Raw genomic sequence first — 21,037 nt, 5'->3', positions numbered from 1 at the left:
GAGGGGCTATAGCTCAGTTGGTAGAGCGCCTGCATGGCATGCAGGAGGTCAGGAGTTCAATTCTCCTTAGCTCCACACCACGAATCCCGTCCTCGTCACGAGGGCGGGATTTCCTCGTTCCGGCACTCCGGCGCCCCGTCGACCGACGGATGGCAAAGCCCCGGGCCTGATCATGCTGCCCTCCTTGCGGAGCCGTGACAGAATCGGACGGCCGGAGGGGGACGACGGCACGGATGGGGAGGAGAGAGCGCGATGCCCGCCAGCAGCATCGACCAGGTCGGTGTGCTGCTCGCGGCGACTGAGTGGGCCACCGGCCTGAGCTGCCCGTCGTGCGGTTCGTTCCATGTGGCCCAAGTACTCGGCGACAACGGCGGAGTTTCCTACGTGTGCACGGCCTGCGGCCACAGCTGGAGCTGAGTGATGGGTGCGCACAGGAGAACATGCGACTGGTGCGGCAGCGGCACCCCCATCGTCCGGGACATGGACCCGCTCAACGCCTCCTTCCAGTACTGGTGCGAGGAGTGCGCCCGCGCGCTGATCATAAAAGGCGACCCCATCGAGACGTACCGGGAGTTGGAGGGCGAGCCCATCTACGGCCGGCTCCTCGACGAGCACTGCACGCTCAAGCGCTTCTACTCCTTCGCCACCGCCTAGGCCGTTTCTGACAAATCCCGCCTGGCGCGCGACGCCCTGCCCGCACGCTCGCCGCGTTGTCGGACTCATCCACGTACGTCCAGTACGAGAATGATCCTCCGGCTTGCGATCGCACGCACCGACGAGTCATCAGCCGCTCCGCGGCGGGCGCGCGCCCCGCCCCGCGGGCGGACGGCGGTATTTGTCAGACACCGCCCAGGACTCGCCCGCTCGATCTCACCGGCGGCGTCGGCCGCAGCCTGTGGCGTTCATGGACGGCCCCATGACAGGAAGACCCGGACAGACGGCGGTCGCGAGATCACGCGAACCCTGGCCCACGGTGGACGACAGCCTGTTTCCCCGGGGTTTCCGGCCCTGCTGGGACTGCCGTGCATTGTTGCGGCCCGGTAAGGAGACCGAGACGTTCTCTCGCGACCGGTGACGCGCGTGCGGAGCATTCGTACAGTGACTCCCCATTGGTCGGACCATCCGTCCAAGTCTTCCGTCTTCCCTTCACCACGACCGATCACCATGACCGAGAGGAACGACTCCATGCGCGCTCTTCCGCCCCGGGCACCGGTGCCCGCAGCGTCCAACTCACGTGCGGCGAGCACCGGTGGGACCGAGTGACGGTCCGGGAGGGCGAACCATCGAGCGCGGCGGCGCGGAAGGAGACTTTCCTCTTCTCACCAGAGGACGGGGTGCCCCCGCCGGTCGGTCCCTTCGCGCACGCGACCCGCTTCGGATCGCTGGTTTTCATCACCGGTCAGATGCCCACCGACCCGGCGACCGGTCGGCTGGTGGAGGGCGGCCCGGTCTCCCAGGCGCGACAGGTGCGCCGCAATCTGACGGCTGTCCTGCGGCAGTTCGGCCTCACCCTCGACGAAGCACTGATGGTTCGCGTCTATCTCACGTCCTTCGACGACTTCGACCTCGTCAACGCCGAGTACGAGACCTGGTTCGACGGTCCCCTGCCGAGCCGCACATGTGTAGGTGTCTCAGGTCTCGCGGTGGGCGCCTCGATCGAGATCGATCTGATCGCCGGAGTCCCGGAGGGCAGCGCCTCGTGAACCCGCCCCTCCTGCTCGGCGGCTCACCGGATTCCGCAGCGGTGGCGACCGCACGCCGCACCCTTTCCACACATCGGGACCCGGGGTGAACGGCAAGCGAACGCCGGAGATTCCACCGTTGCGTGGCCGCGTTCACAGCGTCAGCGACGCGCTGGTCGCCCATCTGGAACAGATGATCGCGCTGGGCGAACTCGTCGCGGGGGACAGACTGCCGGCGGAGCGTGATCTGGCTGACTCACTGTCCGTGTCGCGGACCTCGCTGCGGGAAGCGCTGCACCAACTGGAGGCGAAACACCTCATCGAGCGGCGGCCGGGCCGGGGCACCGTGGTGCTGGCACCGCCCCCCCAGGTCGAAGATCTCTACGCCACGCTGGCGGACTTGTCCGGCGCCGACCGGGAACTGACGGATGTGGCCGAGCTGCGGACGGTCATCGAGCCGAAGATCGCCGAGTTCGCGGCACTGCGGGCGACCAGCGCCGACCTGCTCCAGATGGACGGCATCCTGCGTGCCACGGACGAGAACCTACGGGGGGCCAGGTCACTGGAGCTCGACGTCCAGTTCCATCTGACGCTGGCCAGGGCCAGCCACAACCCGTTACTCACCGCGCTGACCACCATGGTCAGTTCATGGACCACCCCGGTACGGAAAGACTCCCACCGCAGCCGGGAGGGCCGTCGCGTCTCCCTGGCGGGCCACCGGGAGATCCGTGACGCGATCAAGGCCCGCGATCCGGCGAGCGCGGCCCACGCCATGCGCCTGCATCTGGCCGACGTGGACCGGTTGATCCGGCGCACGCGCCGGGACGGCACCGACCGCGCCTGACTCGCCTCTCGTCCGCGCCATCTCGCCCGCGCCATCTCGCCCGCGATCACCCTCCTTCGCGATGTCCCCTTCGCGGCGACGCTTCGGGACGACGCTTCGGGACGCAGAGCGATCACCCCCGTCCCCCTCCGCGCGCCCCTCTCTACACACCGTCGCCTCGGTACGGAGCTGCTCACCCGCACCGGAGCCTGACCGGGGCCCGGTTCCCACGACACCATCACAGGAGACACCCATGAACGCCCAAGCCACCGACCCGCGCGACGCCCGGGAGACCCTCGTCGCGGGGCTCGGACGCCGCGGCTTCCTCCGCGCCGCCACCGCCGTCACCACAGTGACCACCGCCGCCACGATGCTCACGCAGGGCAGGGCGCGAGCCGTCGAGTCCGGCAAGGCCCCCACGACCGCGTTCCCGAAGGAGATCCTCCAGCCCGGCAGGGGCGCGGTCCACGGCAAGCACTATCTGTCCTCGCTGCCGGACCAGGTCCGCTGGGGGTACGTACCCGCGCTCGACGCGAAGCCGGTGCTGCGGATGCGCTCGGGAGAGACTGTGACGGTCGACACCCTCTCCCACGAAGGGCTTCTGGAGGACCAGGGACGCGACCCGGTCGGCTATTTCGCCCAGCACGGCGTGCGCGCCGATCAGATACTCGGCGACGCGATTGCCGTGGCCCGCGACTACACCAGGACCAGCCGCGACTTCGACGCCGACGGCCCGCACGTGGTCACCGGCCCGATCCATGTCGCCGGGGCGCGCCCCGGCGATGTGCTGAAGATCGAGATGCTCTCGATCCTCCCGCGGGTGCCCTACGGCGTTGTGACGAGCCGTCACGGCAAGGGCGCCCTCGCCCGCCAGCCCGGCGGTTCGGCCCCGGCCGGGATCACGCTCGACGAGGTCATGCCTCCGGTGTCGACAGACGGACGGCCCGGCGGGAACCCGGTCGACTACGGCAATGTCTCGCTCTTCACACCGGTCCGCCGCGGTTCGGGCAAGAGCCTCAACGGCGTGATGCCGGTCGGCACGTCAGGTGAGGTGACGTTCCCGCTCAACCCTCACATGGGCATGATGGGCGTCGCCTTCGCGTCCGGGGACACTCTCACCGCACCGGCACTCAATTCCGTACCGCCCACCCTCGGGGGCGGCAATATCGACATCAACCTCCTCACCCAGGGCTCGACCTTCTACCTCCCGGTCTTCGCCGACGGCGCGCTGTTCTACACCGGCGACCCGCATATGGCCATGGGCAACGGCGAGGTGGCGCTCACCGCCATGGAGGGTTCCCTGCGCACGACCTTCCGGCTGACCGTATGCAAGCGGGGCTCCGGCGACGTCCCGTCCGTCGCTTTCCACTATCCCTTCGCCGAAACCCCCGACGCATGGGTGGCCGTGGGCCTGTCGGACCCCGACGGCATCGAGAACAGCCTGGTCAGCGACCTGGACATAGCCATGCGACGTGCCGTGGTCAACGCCCTGGACTTCCTTCAGCACGACCTGGGCATGAGCCGCCCCGTGGCGTACGCCTACCTGTCGGCGGCTGCCGACTTCCAGGTGTCCCAGGTCGTGGACCGCACGGTCGGCGTACACGGAGTGATCAAGAAGGGCCACTTCTCCGACAAGCACCACGCACGGTAGGACCGAGGGCCCCATGGACGACCTCAGCGCCGACCGGCGCCGAGGCAGAGAAAGATCAGTGAGGCAGATGAGCGAGCAAATGAGCGAGTCGACACATCCGAACAGACGTGGATTCCTCGGTGCCGTGGGCGCGGTCAGCGCTCTGGGCATCGTCGGCGGAGCGGCGGAGCCGGCCTTCGCGCAGGGGGCCGCCCCGGCGGGAGCCTCCGGAAAGCCGCCTTCGAAGGGCGATTTCACGCTTATGGAGACGACTGTCGCGGACATCCACAACGCGTACCGCAACGGCCGGCTCACCTGCCGACGGTTGGTGGAGCAGTACCTGGAGCGGATCGCCGCCTACGACAAGCACGGGCCGGTCCTCAAGTCGCTCATCACCGTCAACCCGCACGCGCTCGACGTCGCCGACGACCTGGACCGCCGTTTCCGGCGCTCGGGCCTGACCGGCCCACTGCACGGCATCCCGATCATCCTGAAGGACAACTTCGACACCTTCGACATGCCGACCACGGGCGGCAATACGGCCATGCGTGATTCGCGGCCCTCGGCCGACGCGTTCACGGTCGACAAGATGCGCAGGGCGGGTGCCCTCATCCTCGCCAAGGCGAACCTTCAGGAGTTCGCCCGTGGCGGCAACTCGCTGAGTTCTCTGGGCGGTCAGGTCCTCAATCCGTACGACCTCGGCCGGACACCCGGCGGATCCAGCGGCGGGACCGGTGCGGCGATCGCGTCGAACCTCGCCGTCCTGGGCACGGGCAGCGATACGGGCCAGTCGATCCGCTCCCCGGCCTCCGCCAACAGCCTTGTCGGCGTGCGCCCCACAAGGGGACTGATCAGCCGGCACGGCGTCATGCCGAACAGCATCACGCAGGACGAGATCGGGCCCATCACCCGTACCGTGGAGGACGCGGCGCGGCTGCTCGACGTCATGGTGGGCTTCGACCCGGCCGACCCCGTCACCGCGTTCGGTGTCGGCCGCGCGCCCCACAGCTACACGGACCAGCTGAAGAGCAACGCGCTCCGCGGCGCCCGTATCGGCGTGATGACCAACATGTTCGGCACCGAGGAACGCCACCAGGAGGTCAACCGCGTCATGGAGGACGTGATCTCCACGATGCGCCTGCGGGGCGCGACCGTCATCCGCTTCAACCTGGCGGCGTACGACACCCTCCAGTCCGTCGTCGCCAACTCGACCTGGGAAGCGCACACGGCCATGGACGCGTACTTCGCCGAACTCGGCCCGCAGGCCCCGGTGCGGTCCCTTGAGCAGTTGGTCGCCACCCGGACGGCGACTCCGGAGCCGCAGGCGGCACTTGAGGCCGAGCTGGCGATCAAGGACGGGCTGAACGCCCCGGAGTACAAGGACCGCACGCTCAACCGGGAGAAGCTGCGTCTCGCGGTGGCGGGCAAGATGGCCGAGCTCGAACTGGACGCGATTCTCTATCCGCTGCAGAAGGTGCTCGTCTCCCCGGTCGGGATCCCGCAGCCGGAACGCAACGGCACCCTCTCCAACGGCACCGGGTTCCCTGCCGTCTGCTTCCCCGGCGGATTCTCCACCCCCACGGCGGCGGCCCCGATCGGCGTGCCCGTGGGCGCCGAGTTGCTCGGACGGGAGTACAGCGAGCCGCTGTTGCTGTCACTCGCCTACGCGTACGAGAAGGCATCCGGGGCACGGAAGCCACCGCGTGCCACGCCGCCCCTCGCGCCGTAGGCGAGGGTGAGTGGAGGACGGTCCGGATCTCGGCGGCCGCGGTCAGGGCCGTGGGGGGGGGGGGGGGGGGGGGGGGGGGGGGGGGCGGGGGGGCGGCGCCCCCCCCCCCCCCCCCCCCCCCACGACGCACCGCACCAACGTGACATCAGCCGCTGCCGCGGGCCCCGCCCTGCGGGCGGACGGCGCTACTTCGCGGACACGCCCTAACTCGCCGGCTCCTTCGCCCGTGCCGGTTTCTTCGTCCCTGTCGACTGCCCGGCCACCGTCACTTCCTCCGCCGACGGGTGGACCGCCGGTGGCCGCTCCTTCCGGTCGGCGATCGACAGATACACCAGCAGCCCCAGTGCCATCGCCGGACAGAGCGCCGTGAGCATCATCTGCGACCGGTTCTGGTCGAGTTCAAGCCTTTCGACGGCGCCGTGCGGTACTCGCCACAGCGCGTACGAGTAGAAGCCCATCCCCATCGCCGCCGCCCACTCGGCCCTCCCGTGCGCCACCAGGAGCAGCACCATCGGCATGCACCACACCCAGTGGTGCGACCACGAGATCGGGCTGATCAGCAGGGCGGTCGCCGCGCAGGCGACGGTGGCCTCCGCCGTCCGTCCGCGCCGGGCGGCGGTCACCGACACCGCCAGCCCGGCCACCGCGACGACGGCGGCCACCGGGAGCCACCACAGGGCGGGGTCGGTCGTGTGCAGCACCCGCGCGAAGACTCCGCGCAATGACTGGTTCGCGGCGGCCTCCACACGCCCCACCCGGTCCGCCCGGAAGACGATGTCCGTCCAGAAGCGGTGGGAGTCGTACGGCAGGACGACGGCGGACGCGAGGGTGGCGGCGAGGAACGCCCCGACCGCCATCGCGGTCTTCCGCAGCCAGGGGTTCCAGCCCGCCTCGCGGAACCGCAGCAGGCCGGTGATCAGCAGCATGACGGCGAAGAGCGCGGGGGTCAGTTTGACCGCGGTGGCGAGACCGATGCCGACGCCCGCCCAGCGGTGGCCGTCACGGCGCGTGAGGTCCCACAGGACCGCGATGCCGATCAGCAGATTGATCTGCCCGTAGCGCAGGGTCGTCCACACCGGCTCGCACCAGACGGCGGCCGCCGCCACCCACAGCGCGGCGCCGGGCCGCACCGCGCTCCGGAACGTCAGGCGCAGTGACAGATGGACGAAGACGATCAGGAGCAGGAGATTGCCCGCCGTGGCGAGAGTGCGCATCTCCGGGACGCCCAGCAGCGTCAGCGGCGTGAACAGCAGTGCCGCGAACGGCGGATACGTCGTCGGGAGACCCGCCCGGGTCGCGCGCATCGCGTAGAGGTCGAGCCCGTCGAGCACCGTACGGCCCTCGGCCCGGTAGACCATCACATCGATCATCGAGACCGCGGCGGCGCGCTGCGCGATCCAGAACCCCGCGAACGACAACAGGCAGACACCGGCGCCGACGAGGACGGAACGACGGTCGGCGGTGACCCGCGTGAGGACGGAAGTGAATACGGTCACGAAGGGTGACAGTAGCAGTCCTATCGGTGCAAATCGGAAACGATTTGGCGGTGGGGCCGAGGGACCGTGTAATGTTGGCACCGCCGCCGAGGGGATGCCTGAAGTGCGGTACATCACAAGGGGCTATAGCTCAGTTGGTAGAGCGCCTGCATGGCATGCAGGAGGTCAGGAGTTCAATTCTCCTTAGCTCCACCTCTCAGAAGTTCCCGTCCGGACGCCTTGTCCGGGCGGGTTCTTCTCGTTGACAGCCCGTCGCGGAGGAACGCCGTGTCCAACTCGCCCACCGCGCCCGGCCTTTGGCACCGGCTCCTCGGTGTGCTGAGGTGCCCGCTGTGCGGCGGAGCGCTCGCGCCCCCGCACGGCGTCCCGGCATCGTTCAATACCCTGCGGGGCGTCAAGTCCCTCGGATGCGCCGAAGGCCATTCGTTCGACGTCGCCCGTCAGGGCTACCTCAGCCTCCTGACCGGCAACACGAACGCGGCGAACGCCGACAGCGCGGACATGGTGACGGCCCGGACGTTCTTCCTGAAGGCCGGCCACTACGAGCCGCTCGCCCACGCGCTGGCCGCCATCGTCGCGGAGCTCTGTCCGCCGGACGGCGCGGTCATGGACGCCGGGGCGGGCACCGGCCATTACCTGGCCACGGTCCTCGACGCGCTGCCCGAAGCCGTGGGACTCGGCCTCGACGTGTCCAAGTTCGCGCTGCGCCGGGCCGCCGGGGCGCACCCGAGGGCGGGCGCGGCGACCTGGGACATCTGGAAGCCGCTGCCGGTCGTCAGCGGCGCGGCCGACGTCGTGATCAACGTCTTCGCGCCCCGTAACGGCCCCGAGTTCCAGCGCGTCCTGCGGCCGGACGGCGCCCTCGTCGTCGTCACCCCCACCGCACGCCACCTCGGGGAACTCCCCGCGAGCCTCGGCATGTTGTCCGTCGACGCAGCCAAGGAGGACCGGCTGCACCGCACACTGTCGGATCACTTCCGGCAGGAGCGTACGGATGTGGTGGAGCGCGAGGTCACCATGACCGACCAGGACGTGCGCAACCTGATCCTGATGGGTCCGAGCGCCCACCACCTCAGCCTCGAAGACGTGCACCGGAGCGTCGCGTCCCTGGACACGCCGCTCGCGGTGACCGTCTCCTTCCTCGTCTCCGTCTACCGGCCGCTCTGACTTACAGAGGGCGTGTCAACGCCCGCTGCCCAGAGCCTTCCTGCCGCCACCGGGCGGCAGGGCCGCCGGGCCTCCCTGGCGTGCGGGCCGCTGCGGCGCCGGCTGCTCGATTCGGAGCGCGAGCGCCGGGCAGCGCCGTACGGCACGCTGGGCGCCGCCCCGCAGATGCATCGGTACGGAGGCGTCGGCGAGCGCGGGGAAGCCGTCGGGACCGAGCCGGATCAGCTGGGGCACGATGTCCGCGCAGAGGCCGTGCCCCTGGCAGAGCGTCCAGTCCACGGCCAGCTTCTCACCGCTCGGGATGGACTCCTCCGCGGTCTCGTACCCGGGCCCCGGTAGCGGCAGCACGCCGGTGGTGTCGCGCCCGCAGCCGCCGTCCAGCACATGAGCGGCGAGGTCGTCGGTGAAGGCGGAGAGGGTGGACATGAAGAACCGCGCGGAGCCGTCGGGGTGCTTGCACGCTCCCCGCCCCCGTACCGCCTGGGTCACCTCGCGCAGCGCCTCCAGAGCGGCGGGACCGCCCCCGTTCAGCACGTCGCTCAGGCCGCCCGCGGCGGCCGGCAGACCGAGCTTGCACGGGCCGCACTGACCGGCCGTCTCGGCGGCCAGCCAGTTGGCCACCCGCAGTGCCTCGCCCAGCGGGCAGGTCTCCGGGCCGATCGGCAGGATCGCGCCGGCGCCCAGCGAACCACCCACCGCCGCGAGCGACTCGCGCGAGACGACGGCGTCGTGCGCCGCCACGGAGTCGATCCAGTTGCCGTGGTAGCCGCCGGTCAGGACGCCCTGGGGCAGCGGCGGCGCGCCGGCGAGCTGGAGGACGTATCGCAGCGGCACGCCCGTCGGCACCTCCACGACCATCGGGCGCGCGACGGCGCCGGAGACGGTGAGCATGACGGTGCCAGGCTCCGCGTCGAGCCCGGTGTGCCCGTAGCGGCGTGCGCCGATCCTGGCGCCGATGGCCAGTTGCGCGTACGTCTCGGCGTTGGACAGCATCGTCGGGGCGCCCCCGACACCCGTCTCGGCGGCCCGCTCACGGCGGCCGGGGGGCAGGGCGGGCCCGCCGTTCGCCGCGCGGATGACGGACGAGGCCTCGCCGGAGACCATGCGCTCGGGCGTACGGACCACCCGCGCCCGCAGCTGCTGCCCGCGCCGGTCGGACAGGCCGCGCTCGGCGAGCGCGGCCCGCATCGATATCTCGGTGGAGTTGCGGGTGACGGCGACGACCAGGGTGCGCGCGCCGAGCGCCTCGGCCGCCAGCAGGGCGCCGTCCAGGATGAGATGCGGTGCGCGGTTGAGCAGCACCGTGTCCTTCCGGCAGGCCGGCTCGCCCTCGCTGCCGTTGATGACGACGACGGGACGCACCCCGCGCCGGATCGACGCCTTGGCGACGGCGCGCAGCTTCTTGCCGAAGGGGAATCCGGCGCCGCCGCGTCCGCGCAGGGTGATGTTCTCGGCGAGCTGTGCGAGCAGTTCCCCGGTCAACGGCTCCAGCGGCCCGTGCACCTTGAGGTGCATGGCGAGGTCGAGTCGCTCGACGAGGTCGAATCCCTGTGTCAGCTGGGGAAGGCCGACGACACGGACTTCGGGGACATCGGGGAGGGGGGCGTTCACGGTCGGTCTCCTGCGGATGGGTACCAGGGTTCACCGGCACTCGGGGTTCCCCCGCCGGTGGCGGGAGGCTGCTGGAATGCGTCGTCCGACTGTCGGTACAGATCGGCCTGTTGGTAGGGGTCGGGTGCCGGGGTGGCCTCGGGTCCCGGGTAGGGGGCCGACTGTAGGTACGTGTCGGAGGGCGGGTTTGTCTCAGCCGACCCGTACGTCTCCTGCTGAAAGTACGGAGAGGGCTGCTGGTACGGGTCGGCCACGGGCGGCGGTGCGCCGGCGCCCGGCTCCTGGCCCCGGGCCTGCGCGGGGGGCGGGGGCGACGGTGTCGGCCACATACCGGCCCCGGCCGCCGACGGCTCGCTGATGACCGGTATCTCCTCGGTCATCGGGATGCGTTCGGCGTACGGGATCTCGGGCGACGTCAGCGGGTCGGAGGGGTCGCCGAAGGGCGAGGCCGGGGTCGCCGGTGTCCCGGGCGCGGGGTCGGCGCCGAGGGAGACCGCGCGGTAGCCGGCCGACAGCCTCGTACCGGCACCGGGCCCACGTCCCGCGGCCCCTGGGTCGAAGAACGTGTCCGCGAGCGGGTCCGGATAGGGAGCCGGAGCGGGAGCCGCGGGCGGCGGCGGGGCGGCGGCGTACGGCGCGGCCGACGGAGGCGCGAAGGAGTCGGCGACGAAGGTCTCCGCGAGCGGGTCCGCGCTCGGCGGGCGCCCCGCCTCGTAAAGAGGAGGCGACGGCGGGGCGATGCGCGGCGGGACACGGGTCGCGCCGAGCGGCACCGCGCCGACGGAGCCGGACCGCTGGCGCGGGAACTGCTGCTCGAACTCCACCTGCGGCGCGTTCGCCGCGCCCGGCAGGGGTTCGCGGGCCAGGTCTCGGCGCGCGGACTGCTCCGGCTCGGGAGCCTCGCGTACGCCGCCGGTCAGCTTGAGGATCTTGTCGGCGATTCGGCGCTGGACCGGCCGCGGCAGCAGCCGTACGGAGACGGCGCCGATGACGGCGACGAGCGCCAGGCAGTACATGGTCATCACCCAGGTCGCGGCGGCACGGCCCGCGTACAGGCCGTGCATCAGCGCGAAGCACCAGGCCGGATAGGCCAGCATGTGCAGCGCGCGCCAGCGGCCGGCGATCTTGCCGGGGAGAGCGAAGGCGCTGCGCAGCGCGCCGGTCGCGGCGGCGATCACCATCAGGACGCCGGCGAGCGAGCCGAAACCGATGAGAGCGTCCGTACCGGTGATCCCGAGGCTGAAGGGGAGCACGGCGCCGATCAGGGCGACGTGGCCGAGCGAGATCTTCACCGTGGCGTGCAGCAGCAGGAACCCGAGGGAGGCCATCGCGGTGAACCGGTGGATGCCCTGGGCGAGCAGCCGGTGGCGCGGGGAGAGCAGCAACCGGTCCGTGGCCATCAGTCCCCAGGCGACGGCCGCCGTGAGGGACACCAGCGACAGAACACCGGTCGTGAAGTCGAGCATCGCGCGGAACCCGTCACTCCCCGCTACGGCGAGGAGAGGCACGAGAACGAGCGCGGCTACCGACAACCCGCCCCTGACGGAGGGGCTCATGCCCGGGTTCGGGGAAGGCGCTGAGCGGATCTTGCTTTGAAGCTTCATGGGGGCAACTCCGAATGGCTCGGCAAAGCGGTCCCGTTGCCGCATGCTAAGTCGCTCCATACTGGGCAGTACGCGGTTTGCAGGTTTACCGAGGGGATTGAGCGTCAACTGACCCTGGGGTTGCCCCGGATAGGGTCGATACGCGGAGTAATTCGGGCACCGAAGGTTCGATGAATCACATACCGTCGATGGCCTGTTCTCGTCTCGAACGATCTTGTATGGGCCTCGAACGGTGCGCGGCGGTCGCGGAGCCGTCTGCGATCCGTCGCCTCCGTCGCCTCCGTCGCCTCCGTCGTCTCCGTCGTCCCTGTCGGCTCTGTCCCTCCGCGCTCGGTCGCCTCCGTGCGGATTCCGCTGTGCGAGCCGTGGGCCCGCTGCGGTACCCTGCTCGCATGCGTGCCGTACGCCTTCTGCTTAGCGAGCCGCGCTGAACAGACCGACGGATGACAGATCCGGTCGGAATCAGCGTGGCTGCCCCCTCCTGTGTGAGGGGTTTTTTCATTCCCGCAGCAGAGACGATCGATGGAGCTTCAGAGGACATGAGCGAGACGAATCCGGCCGCCGCCGGCGCGGAGACGACCGCGACGACCGCGCCGCACCGCTACACGGCTGCCATGGCCGCCGACATCGAGGCACGCTGGCAGGACTTCTGGGACAGCGAGGGCACCTACGAGGCGCCGAACCCGACCGGCGACCTGGCCGGGGACCCGGCCGTCGTCGCGCGCCCCAAGAAGTACGTCATGGACATGTTCCCGTACCCCTCCGGGACCGGGCTGCACGTGGGGCACCCGCTCGGCTACATCGCCACCGACGTCTACGCCCGTCATCAGCGCATGAACGGGTACAACGTGCTGCACACGCTGGGCTTCGACGCCTTCGGCCTGCCCGCCGAGCAGTACGCGATCAGCAGCGGCACCCACCCCCGGGAGTCCACCGAGGCCGCCATGGAGAACATGACGCGGCAGCTGCGCCGACTGGGCCTGGGGCACGACAAGCGCCGCTCGATCGCCACGATCGACCCCGAGTTCTACCGCTGGACCCAGTGGATCTTCGTACAGATCTTCAACTCCTGGTACGACCCGGACGCCGACCGGGCCCGCCCGATCAGCGAGCTGGTGGCGCGGTTCGAGAGCGGCGAGCGCGCGACACCGGACGGTCGGAGCTGGAGCGAGCTGACGGAGAAGGAGCGCGCCGACGTCCTGGGCGAGTACCGGCTGGCGTACGCCTCCGAAGCCCCCGTCAACTGGTGTCCCGGCCTGGGCACCGTTCTGGCGAACGAGGAAGTCACCGCCGACGGCCGCTCCGAGCGGGGCAACTTCCCGGTCTTCAAGTCCAAGCTGCGCCAGTGGAACATGCGCATCACCGCGTACGCCGACCGGCTGCTGACCGACCTGGACGCGCTGGACTGGCCCGATGCCATCAAGCAGCAGCAGCGCAACTGGATCGGGCGCAGCGAGGGCGCGCGCGTCGACTTCCCGGTCGGCGACGCCGGTGCCATCACTGTCTTCACGACCCGTCAGGACACGCTGTTCGGCGCCACGTACATGGTCCTGGCGCCCGAGCACGAGCTGGTCGAGAAGATCGTCCCGGCCGCCTGGCCCGAGGGCACGCACGACGTGTGGACGGGGGGCCACGCGACGCCCGCCGACGCCGTCGGCGCGTACCGCAAGCAGGCCGCCTCGAAGTCCGACGTCGAGAGGCAGGCCGAGGCGAAGGACAAGACGGGCGTCTTCACGGGCGCCTACGCGACCAATCCGGCCAACGGTGAACGGATTCCGGTCTTCATCGCGGACTACGTGCTGATGGGGTACGGCACGGGCGCGATCATGGCCGTCCCGGCGCACGACAGCCGTGACTTTGCGTTTGCACGCGCTTTCGAACTGTCGATGCGCTGTGTCGTGGAGCCGAGCGACGGCCGGGGCACCGATCCCGCCGAGTGGGACGACGCGTTCGTCGCGTACGACGCGAAGATCGTCAACTCGTCGTCCCCCGCCCTCACCCTGGACGGACTGGGCGTCGTCGATGCCAAGGCGAAGATCACCGAATGGCTGGCCGCCGAGGGCATCGGCGAGGGAACCGTCAACTTCCGGCTGCGTGACTGGCTGTTCAGCCGGCAGCGCTACTGGGGCGAGCCCTTCCCCGTCGTCTACGACGAGGACGGCATCGCGCACACGCTGCCCGAGTCGATGCTGCCGCTGGAGCTGCCCGAGGTCGACGACTACTCACCGCGTACGTTCGACCCGGACGACGCGGACACCCAGCCCGAGACACCGCTGTCACGCAACGAGGACTGGGTCGCCGTCGAGCTGGACCTGGGGGACGGCAAGGGCGTACGGCGCTACCGCCGCGAGACCAACACCATGCCGAACTGGGCCGGTTCGTGCTGGTACGAGATCCGCTACCTGGATCCGCACAACTCCACGAAGCTGGTCGACCCGGCCGTGGAGCAGTACTGGATGGGTCCCCGCGACGGCATGCCGCACGGCGGCGTCGACCTGTACGTGGGCGGCGCCGAGCACGCCGTGCTGCATCTGCTGTACGCGCGCTTCTGGTCCAAGGTGCTGTTCGACCTGGGCCATGTCTCGTCGGTGGAGCCGTTCCACAAGCTGTACAACCAGGGCATGATCCAGGCCTTCGTCTACCGCGACAGCCGCGGCATCGCGGTCGAGGCCAACGAGGTCGAGGAGCGGGAGGACGGCTACTGGTTCCGCGGCGAGAAGGTCAGCCGTCTGCTGGGCAAGATGGGCAAGTCCCTGAAGAACGCGGTCACTCCGGACGAGATCTTCGCCGAGTACGGCGCCGACACGCTGCGGCTGTACGAGATGGCGATGGGTCCGCTGGATGTGTCACGGCCGTGGGACACCCGTGCGGTGGTGGGCCAGTACCGGCTGCTCCAACGGCTGTGGCGCAACGTCGTGGACGAGGCGACCGGTGAGGTCACGGTCGTCGACCTGCCGGACGCCGACATCGACGTGGCGACGCTGCGTGCCCTGCACAAGGCGATCGACGGGGTCGGCCAGGACATGGCGATGCTGCGGTTCAACACCGCCATCGCCAAGATCACCGAGCTGAACAACCATCTGACCAAGGTGGGCGGACCGGTCGCCCGCTCGGTCGCGGAGCGGCTGGTGCTGCTGGTGGCGCCGCTGGCGCCGCACGTGTCCGAGGAGCTGTGGCGCAGGCTGGGGCACACCGGCTCGGTCGCGCACGCGGCCTTCCCGGTCGCCGATCCGGCGTATGTGGTGGACGAGACCGTCACCTGCGTCGTACAGATCAAGGGCAAGGTCAAGGCGCGGCTGGAGGTCTCCCCGTCGATCGCGGACGAGGAGCTGGAAGCGCTCGCGCTGGGCGATGCGGCGGTGGTCGCCGCGCTGGGCGGCGCGGGCATCCGCAAGGTGATCGTGCGGGCGCCGAAGCTGGTCAACATCGTGACCGCGTAGGCGGCGGCGTAGGCGTAGGCGCCGACGGGGAGTCCGCGGGCCGTCTGAGGACCGTCCGCGGGCCGCCCGCGGGCCGTCTGAGGACCGTCCGCGGGCACAGGGCTTTCCCTTACGGGCAGTTTGGGGGTTCCGACGGAACCCTCAGGCTGCCCGTTCCGTTTACGGTGGAGAGACCGACGTCGACACCGGAGAGGCATCCTCATGGAGGCCGTGCTTTTGATCGTGGCGCTGCTCTTCGTCGCATTCGTGGCGTTGGGCGTGTTCGTGAGCGTCAAGGCGGTCCGAGCGGCCAAGCGAGGCGTGGACCGTACGATCACGCAGGCCCGCCGGACGGTCGAGGACACCACCCTGAGAGCGAAGAGCCTCGGGCAGACGGGCGTGACGGCCGAGCTGGCGCAGCTCCGGCTCTCGCTGCGCACGTCGATGCGGGCCACCCAGGAGGCGCTCCGGGCGAACGAGGCGCAGGACGCCTCGCTGGCGGAGTCGCTGAGCCTCTTCCAGCGGCTGAGTGTGTACGGGCACGAGCTGGACGACGAGCTCAGGCGGCTGGAGCGGGACCCGGACCGGGCGACGATCTCCCGGCGGCTCCCGGAGCTGCGGGAGCGTACGGAACGGATCACGAAGTCGGCCGATTCGCTGCGGTGGGCGGCCAGGGACCGGGCACGGAAGTTCTCCGAGGACGAGCTGACGCTCCTCAGCGAGCAGATCGACGTCGAGTCGGGGGCGCTGCGGCACTGGGCGTCGGCGGAGCCGAACGCGGAGCCGAACGCCGATCCGAACCGACAGGCAGCTCCAGGGCCTCAGCCGATGGAGTGGCCGGAGCCCGAGCCGCCGACCGGTCCTGAGAGCGCGGGGGCACGTGGCGGGCGCGCGGCGCGCCCGGAGCCCGCACTCGCCGACCAGACATGGCCCGATCCGCCCCCGGCGGGCGAAGGGCCGCAGGCGATCGAGCCGCCCGACCCCCGGCAGACCACCTATCCGTGGCAGGAGAGGTCGACGCGGCCGGAGACGACGAACTGACGTCTCCTGCCCGGTAGTTGACGGGCGGTCGCGGGGTGGTGGGTTGCGGGTGGCCGGACGGGGCACACGCATGGCGGTGGCGGGCCGTCAGAGGTGTGGACCCGTCCGGATCGGACCACGTCGAAGAGGAGAAGAGGGCGGAAGCCGATGGGGACCTCTTCGAATTCGGCGGGCGTGGCGGGGCCGGGCTGCCGACCGGCGGTCGCGGCGGGTAACCTCCCGCTCATGTCCCGCCATGTCGCGATCGTCACCGATTCAACGGCCTACCTGCCGCCCCAGGCGATGGAACGCCATGGCATCACCGCGGTGCCGCTGACCGTCGTACTCGGCGACCGGGCGCTCGAAGAGGGCACCGAGATCTCGGCAAGATCGCTCGCCCTCGCGCTGCAGAAACGGCGCTCCGTGACCACCTCCCGGCCGAGCCCCGAAGTCTTCGCCGCCGCGTACCGGGCAGCCGCCGAGGCCGGGGCGACGGGCATCGTCTCCCTGCATCTGTCGGCGGAGTTCTCCGGGACGTACGACGCCGCGGTTCTCGCCGCGCGGGACGCGCCCGTGCCGGTACGGGTGGTGGACACCGGGATGGTCGCGATGGCCCTCGGTTTCTGCGCCCTGGCGGCGGCGGAGACGGCGGAGGCGGACGGCACGCTGGACGAGGCGGTGGCGGCCGCGGAGAAGCGGGCCGCCGGGACGTACGCGTACTTCTACGTCGACACACTGGACTACCTGCGGCGCGGGGGCCGGATCGGTACCGCGCAGGCGCTGCTGGGCTCGGCGCTCGCCGTGAAGCCGCTGCTCCAACTGGACGGCGGGCGGATCGAGTTGCTGGAGAAGGTGCGTACGGCGTCGAAGGCGATCGCGCGCCTGGAGGAGATCGTCGCCGAGCGGGCGGGCACCGGTCAGGTCGACATCGCGGTGCATCATCTCGCCGCGCACGAACGGGCCGCCGCGCTCGCCGAACGGCTGCGGGAACGGGTGCCGGGCCTCGCGGAGATGCATGTGAGCGAGGTGGGCGCGGTGATCGGGGCGCACACCGGGCCGGGGCTGTTGGGGGCCGTGGTCTCGCCACGCTGAGCCGCTTCACGGGGCGGAATCGCTCGTTCGGGTGGCCGAGTTATCCACAACTGGTGAGTTATCCACGGTAATTCGACGCTTTCGGCGGCATCGGGCGGGAGTGCCTACCGTCTGGAGGCATGACTCTTCGATCACACTCCGTGACCAGCGGCCCCGGCCGTGCCCCGGCGTCCGACGGCCGTGTCCGTGGTGCGCGAGGGGCCCGCCACGGTCGAGGCCGGCCGTTCGTCTCCTCCGCGCCGCGCTCGCGCCGCAGGCGCGCGGGCACGACACCCGCGACGACGGCCTTACGCCGCCGCGCCGATGCTCTCTTCGCCGTGACGCCGGGTGCTGCGACTGGCGGGCTCGCCGACGCGGGGGCGGCTCGGGTGGCCGCCGCGGTGGGCGGTCCGGCTCCGGCCTCAGCCTCAGCCCCGGTCCCGCTGATTCCCGGGGCGACTTCGGCGCCTGCTCCGACACCGACCCTGTCGCCGCCTCCGGCCGGGCCGGAGGCTGGGCGGCGCGAGCGGATGTGGCTGGCCGTCAGGGAGCGGTTGCCGTTGTGGGTGCAGCTCAGATGTGGGGTGGAGCCGAAGACACTCGCCGCGCTGTCGGTGGTGCTCGTCGTCGCAGCCGTGCTGGCGGCCCAGCATTTCTGGTCCGGCCGGCCACAGCCGGTCAGCGCGCCGGAGACGGTCCGTGAAGAGGTGGGCACGGCGGGGCCCGCGCGGGAGCCCGTACCGTCGCCAGAGGTACCTCCAGCTGCCGCCGCCCCCTCGTCGGGCAGGCGCGTGGTGGTCGATGTCAGCGGCAAGGTGCGCAGTCCCGGTGTCCACCGACTGCCCGCCGGGTCGAGGGTGACCGACGCGCTGCGGGCCGCCGGGGGAGTCAGGCCCGGCGCCGATCTGACCGGGCTCAACCGCGCACGCGTGCTGGTGGACGGCGAGCAGGTGGTCGTCGGCGGCCCCGCGCCACCGGGGCAGCCCGCGCCCGGCGGGGGCGCGGCGGGGCCGGGCGCCGGCGGCCAAGGTCCCGGCGGGGCGCCGGTGAGCCTCAGCACCGCCACCGTGGAACAGCTCGACACCCTGCCCGGAGTCGGCCCGGTGCTCGCGCAGCACATTCTCGACTACCGCACCCGGCACGGCGGATTCAGGTCCGTCGACGAGCTGCGCGAGGTGAACGGGATCGGCGAACGCCGGTTCGCCGACATCGAGCCCCGTGTGCGGCCGTGACCCGCGCGGCCGTACACGCCTCCTCCGGGCATCCGCTGGGCGCCGCGGCCCCTCGCCAGGAAGGCCCGGCCGACCTGCGGCTGGTCCCGCCCGCGCTGGCTGCCTGGGCCGCCGCGGCGCTGGCGACGGGCGCACCGGGGAACCGGATCGCCGGTGCGGTGCTGACCGGGCTGGTCGTGGCGGGTGTGCTGCTGGTGAGGGCGGCTCTCCTGCCGGGGCCCGTGGCGGGGCGGCAGACGGGTGCCGGGCCGAGGGATGTGCGGCGGCGGGTCAATGGCGTCGCTGTGGCCGCTGCGCTGCTCTGTGCCGTCGCGGGGGCCGGGTCCGCCTGGCTGCACGGCGCGGACCGGCACCGAGGCCCGGTGCCCGCACTGGCGGAGGAGTACGCACGCGCCACCGTGGAGCTGACGGTCACCTCCGACCCGCGCCCCATCAGACCGCGGGTCCACGGCGGCAGGCTCTCCTCGGCGGGCCTCGTCCTGGACGCGGACCTCACGCGCGTGACCTCCCGGGACGGAGCCGTCACGGCCGTCCGTACGCCGGTGCTCGTCTTCGCGGGAGCCGGGGCGGGGGACGGCGCCAGGGCCTGGCAGCGGCTGCTGCCGTCCACCGGGCTGAGGCTGGCGGGGCGGCTGGCGCCGCCGGCGGAGGGCGACGAGAGGTACGCGGCGCTGCTACGGGTGGAGGGAAGTGGGCCACCGGAGGTCGTACGTCCGCCGACCGGCGTGCAACGCACGGCGGGCCGGCTGCGCGCCGGACTGCGGGACGCGACGCAAGGGCTCCCGCCGGACGCCCGCGCGCTGTTGCCCGGACTGGTGGTCGGGGACACCTCCCGTATCCCGCCGGAGCTGCACGACGCGTTCACGGCGACCGACCTCTCCCATCTGCTCGCCGTCTCCGGAAGCAATCTGACGATCGTCCTCGCCCTGCTCATCGGGCCCCCGGGGCTCGCGCTGAGGGCCGAGCGGCGCGGACTCGCCCCTCGTCTGGGGATCTCACTGCGGTCGACGGCCCTGCTGGGCGGGGCGCTCACGCTCGCCTTCGTGGTGGTCTGCCGGCCGGAGCCGAGCGTGCTGCGGGCGGCGGCCTGCGGACTGATCACCCTGCTGGCCATCGGCACCGGCCGGCGTAGATCGCTGATCCCGGCGCTGGCCGCCGCCGTGCTGCTCCTCGTCCTCTGGGACCCGGCCCTGGCGCGCAGCTTCGGCTTCGTGCTGTCCGTGCTCGCCACGGGCGCGCTGCTCACCATCGGTCCGCGCTGGAGTGCGGCGCTGAGGCGGCGAGGGGTGCCGCCCCGGCTCGCCGAGGTGCTGGCGGCAGCGGCGTCGGCGCAGGCGGTGTGCGCGCCGGTGGTGGCGGTGTTCGCCGCGCGGGTGAGTCTCGTCGCGATCCCCTGCAACCTGTTCGCGGAGCTGGCGGTGGCGCCGGCGACGGTGCTCGGGTTCGCCGCGCTCGCCACGGCGCCGGTGGCGATGCCGGCGGCCGAGCTGCTGGCCCGGTGTGCGGGCTGGCCCGCCGGATGGATCGCCTCGGTTGCCCGTACCGGCGCGGCGCTGCCGGGGGCCGAGTCCGAGTGGCCCGGCGGCTGGCGGGGCGGGGCGCTGCTCGCCGTCGTCACGGTGCTCGTCGTGTACGCGGTACGGCGTATACGCGGCCACCCATGGGTCGCCGCCATGTGCGCGGTGCTCCTGCTGCTGGCCGTCCTGCGGCCGGCACCCTTCACCCGGATGGTCACCGGTTGGCCGCCGCCGGGCTGGGTGCTGGCGATGTGCGACGTCGGGCAGGGCGACACGCTGGTGCTCGCGGCCGGCGAGGGAGCTGGTGTGGTCGTGGACGCCGGTCCCGATCCCCTGCTGGCCGACAGATGTCTGCGCGACCTCGGGATCACCCGTGTACCACTGGTCGTCGTCAGCCATTTCCACGCCGACCATGTCACCGGACTGCCCGGGGTGCTGCGTGGCAGGAGGGTCGGTGCCATCCAGACGACCACCCTTCAAGAGCCGTGGGAGCAGAGCGAGTTCGTACGGCGGACGGCGGGGGAGGCGCGCGTCCCGCTGGTGCGCGCGATACCGGGGGAGCGGCGCCGGGTCGGGCCGCTCGACTGGCGGGTCCTGTGGCCGAGGGCCGGACCCGGGCTGGGCGCGGGCGGACCGAACGACGCGAGCGTCACCCTGTTCGTCCGGACGGCGGGCGGTCCGACCCTGTTGCTGCTCGGTGATCTCGAACCGCCCGCCCAGCAGGGCCTGTCGAGGGACCATCCGTCGCTGCCGCCGGTGGACGTACTGAAGGTCGCGCACCACGGTTCGGCCTTCCAGGACCCGGGACTGCTGCGTGAGTTGCGGCCCCGGCTGGCCCTGATCTCCTGCGGCAGGGACAACCCGTACGGCCATCCCTCACCGCGCACGGTCGGCGCGCTGCGGGCCGGGGGAGCGGTGGTGATGCGTACCGACACGGACGGCGCGGTCGCGGTGACCGGCGCGGGGGCCGGGCTGCGGGCGGTGCCACGCGGGCCCGGGTGACGAGGAGAAGGGGTTCGAGACGCCCGCCCAGACG

General features: G+C 71.5%; 15 protein-coding genes and 2 tRNA genes. 14 read left to right on the top strand and 3 right to left on the bottom strand.

All coding sequences use genetic code 11. The features are described 5' to 3' along the window. The first annotated feature begins 2 nt into the window (after positions 1 to 2). The 7 genes from ACIBBB_RS09760 to ACIBBB_RS09730 all read left to right on the top strand — a co-directional run bounded on the left by ACIBBB_RS09760 (position 3) and on the right by ACIBBB_RS09730 (position 5,864). A tRNA-Ala gene (locus tag ACIBBB_RS09760) sits at positions 3 to 75 on the top strand. Between the two features lie 177 nt (positions 76 to 252). Further along, positions 253 to 417 (top strand): hypothetical protein, encoded by a 165-nt coding sequence (locus ACIBBB_RS09755; RefSeq protein ID WP_398980466.1) that lies wholly within the window; start codon positions 253 to 255, stop codon positions 415 to 417. Between the two features lie 3 nt (positions 418 to 420). Further along, positions 421 to 654 carry a hypothetical protein gene (locus tag ACIBBB_RS09750; RefSeq protein ID WP_398980464.1) on the top strand — a complete coding sequence of 78 codons (234 nt, stop codon included), beginning with the start codon at positions 421 to 423 and terminating at the stop codon, positions 652 to 654. A gap of 605 nt (positions 655 to 1,259) precedes the next feature. Then, positions 1,260 to 1,703 (top strand): RidA family protein, encoded by a 444-nt coding sequence (locus ACIBBB_RS09745; protein ID WP_398980463.1) that lies wholly within the window; start codon positions 1,260 to 1,262, stop codon positions 1,701 to 1,703. 118 nt (positions 1,704 to 1,821) lie between these two features. Beyond that, positions 1,822 to 2,526, top strand: a complete 705-nt coding sequence (locus ACIBBB_RS09740; RefSeq protein WP_398980462.1) for a FadR/GntR family transcriptional regulator — start codon at positions 1,822 to 1,824, stop codon at positions 2,524 to 2,526. A gap of 232 nt (positions 2,527 to 2,758) precedes the next feature. Then, positions 2,759 to 4,156 (top strand): acetamidase/formamidase family protein, encoded by a 1,398-nt coding sequence (locus tag ACIBBB_RS09735; protein ID WP_398980461.1) that lies wholly within the window; start codon positions 2,759 to 2,761, stop codon positions 4,154 to 4,156. Between the two features lie 79 nt (positions 4,157 to 4,235). Further along, the gene (locus tag ACIBBB_RS09730; protein WP_398980460.1) at positions 4,236 to 5,864 is read left to right on the top strand and encodes an amidase family protein; all 1,629 of its coding nucleotides are present in this window, start codon (positions 4,236 to 4,238) and stop codon (positions 5,862 to 5,864) included. Positions 5,865 to 6,067: 203 nt separating this feature from the next. Here ACIBBB_RS09730 and ACIBBB_RS09725 read toward each other — a convergent pair whose 3' ends face one another. Then, positions 6,068 to 7,360 (bottom strand): glycosyltransferase 87 family protein, encoded by a 1,293-nt coding sequence (locus ACIBBB_RS09725; RefSeq protein ID WP_398980459.1) that lies wholly within the window; start codon positions 7,358 to 7,360, stop codon positions 6,068 to 6,070. A 119-nt stretch (positions 7,361 to 7,479) separates the two neighbouring features. Between ACIBBB_RS09725 and ACIBBB_RS09720 the strand changes: the two genes are divergently transcribed. Then, positions 7,480 to 7,552 (top strand) — tRNA-Ala (locus ACIBBB_RS09720). 75 nt (positions 7,553 to 7,627) lie between these two features. Then, positions 7,628 to 8,527: a putative RNA methyltransferase gene (locus ACIBBB_RS09715; RefSeq protein ID WP_398980458.1), complete on the top strand. Its 900-nt coding sequence runs from the start codon at positions 7,628 to 7,630 to the stop codon at positions 8,525 to 8,527. Positions 8,528 to 8,542: 15 nt separating this feature from the next. Here ACIBBB_RS09715 and ACIBBB_RS09710 read toward each other — a convergent pair whose 3' ends face one another. Beyond that, positions 8,543 to 10,138, bottom strand: a complete 1,596-nt coding sequence (locus tag ACIBBB_RS09710; protein ID WP_398980457.1) for an NADH-ubiquinone oxidoreductase-F iron-sulfur binding region domain-containing protein — start codon at positions 10,136 to 10,138, stop codon at positions 8,543 to 8,545. Further along, positions 10,135 to 11,742 carry a hypothetical protein gene (locus ACIBBB_RS09705; RefSeq protein WP_398980456.1) on the bottom strand — a complete coding sequence of 536 codons (1,608 nt, stop codon included), beginning with the start codon at positions 11,740 to 11,742 and terminating at the stop codon, positions 10,135 to 10,137. Before ACIBBB_RS09705 ends, ACIBBB_RS09710 begins: the two co-directional genes overlap by 4 nt. A gap of 539 nt (positions 11,743 to 12,281) precedes the next feature. Here ACIBBB_RS09705 and leuS point away from each other — a divergent pair. The 5 genes from leuS (at position 12,282) to ACIBBB_RS09680 (ending at position 21,003) form a co-directional block, all read left to right on the top strand. Further along, positions 12,282 to 15,182 carry a leucine--tRNA ligase gene (gene leuS / locus ACIBBB_RS09700; RefSeq protein ID WP_398980455.1) on the top strand — a complete coding sequence of 967 codons (2,901 nt, stop codon included), beginning with the start codon at positions 12,282 to 12,284 and terminating at the stop codon, positions 15,180 to 15,182. Between the two features lie 201 nt (positions 15,183 to 15,383). Further along, a complete protein-coding gene (locus ACIBBB_RS09695; RefSeq protein ID WP_398980454.1) occupies positions 15,384 to 16,202 on the top strand; it encodes a hypothetical protein in 819 nt (272 codons plus the stop codon). A 225-nt stretch (positions 16,203 to 16,427) separates the two neighbouring features. Next, the gene (locus ACIBBB_RS09690) at positions 16,428 to 17,273 is read left to right on the top strand and encodes a DegV family protein (protein WP_398980453.1); all 846 of its coding nucleotides are present in this window, start codon (positions 16,428 to 16,430) and stop codon (positions 17,271 to 17,273) included. A 563-nt stretch (positions 17,274 to 17,836) separates the two neighbouring features. Then, positions 17,837 to 18,484, top strand: coding sequence for a helix-hairpin-helix domain-containing protein (locus ACIBBB_RS09685; RefSeq protein ID WP_398980452.1), 648 nt, complete (start codon positions 17,837 to 17,839; stop codon positions 18,482 to 18,484). Continuing rightward, positions 18,481 to 21,003: a ComEC/Rec2 family competence protein gene (locus ACIBBB_RS09680; protein WP_398980451.1), complete on the top strand. Its 2,523-nt coding sequence runs from the start codon at positions 18,481 to 18,483 to the stop codon at positions 21,001 to 21,003. Before ACIBBB_RS09685 ends, ACIBBB_RS09680 begins: the two co-directional genes overlap by 4 nt. Positions 21,004 to 21,037 lie beyond the last annotated feature (34 nt).

The sequence above is a fragment of the Streptomyces sp. NPDC051217 genome, from assembly GCF_044455465.1.
In the GTDB taxonomy this organism is placed as follows: Bacteria; Actinomycetota; Actinomycetes; order Streptomycetales; family Streptomycetaceae; genus Streptomyces.
Note: the sequence above shows the minus strand (reverse complement) of the source record. Positions and strands in the feature narration are given on the sequence as shown.

What these genes read in the sequence shown, in the direction of transcription:
- ACIBBB_RS09755 (WP_398980466.1), top strand. Translation starts at nt 253, where the DNA reads ATGCCCGCCAGCAGCATCGACCAGGTCGGTGTGCTGCTCGCGGCGACT.
- ACIBBB_RS09750 (WP_398980464.1), top strand. Translation starts at nt 421, where the DNA reads ATGGGTGCGCACAGGAGAACATGCGACTGGTGCGGCAGCGGCACCCCC.
- ACIBBB_RS09735 (WP_398980461.1), top strand. Translation starts at nt 2,759, where the DNA reads ATGAACGCCCAAGCCACCGACCCGCGCGACGCCCGGGAGACCCTCGTC.
- ACIBBB_RS09730 (WP_398980460.1), top strand. Translation starts at nt 4,236, where the DNA reads ATGAGCGAGTCGACACATCCGAACAGACGTGGATTCCTCGGTGCCGTG.
- ACIBBB_RS09705 (WP_398980456.1), bottom strand. Translation starts at nt 11,742, where the DNA reads ATGAAGCTTCAAAGCAAGATCCGCTCAGCGCCTTCCCCGAACCCGGGC.
- leuS (WP_398980455.1), top strand. Translation starts at nt 12,282, where the DNA reads ATGAGCGAGACGAATCCGGCCGCCGCCGGCGCGGAGACGACCGCGACG.
- ACIBBB_RS09695 (WP_398980454.1), top strand. Translation starts at nt 15,384, where the DNA reads ATGGAGGCCGTGCTTTTGATCGTGGCGCTGCTCTTCGTCGCATTCGTG.
- ACIBBB_RS09690 (WP_398980453.1), top strand. Translation starts at nt 16,428, where the DNA reads ATGTCCCGCCATGTCGCGATCGTCACCGATTCAACGGCCTACCTGCCG.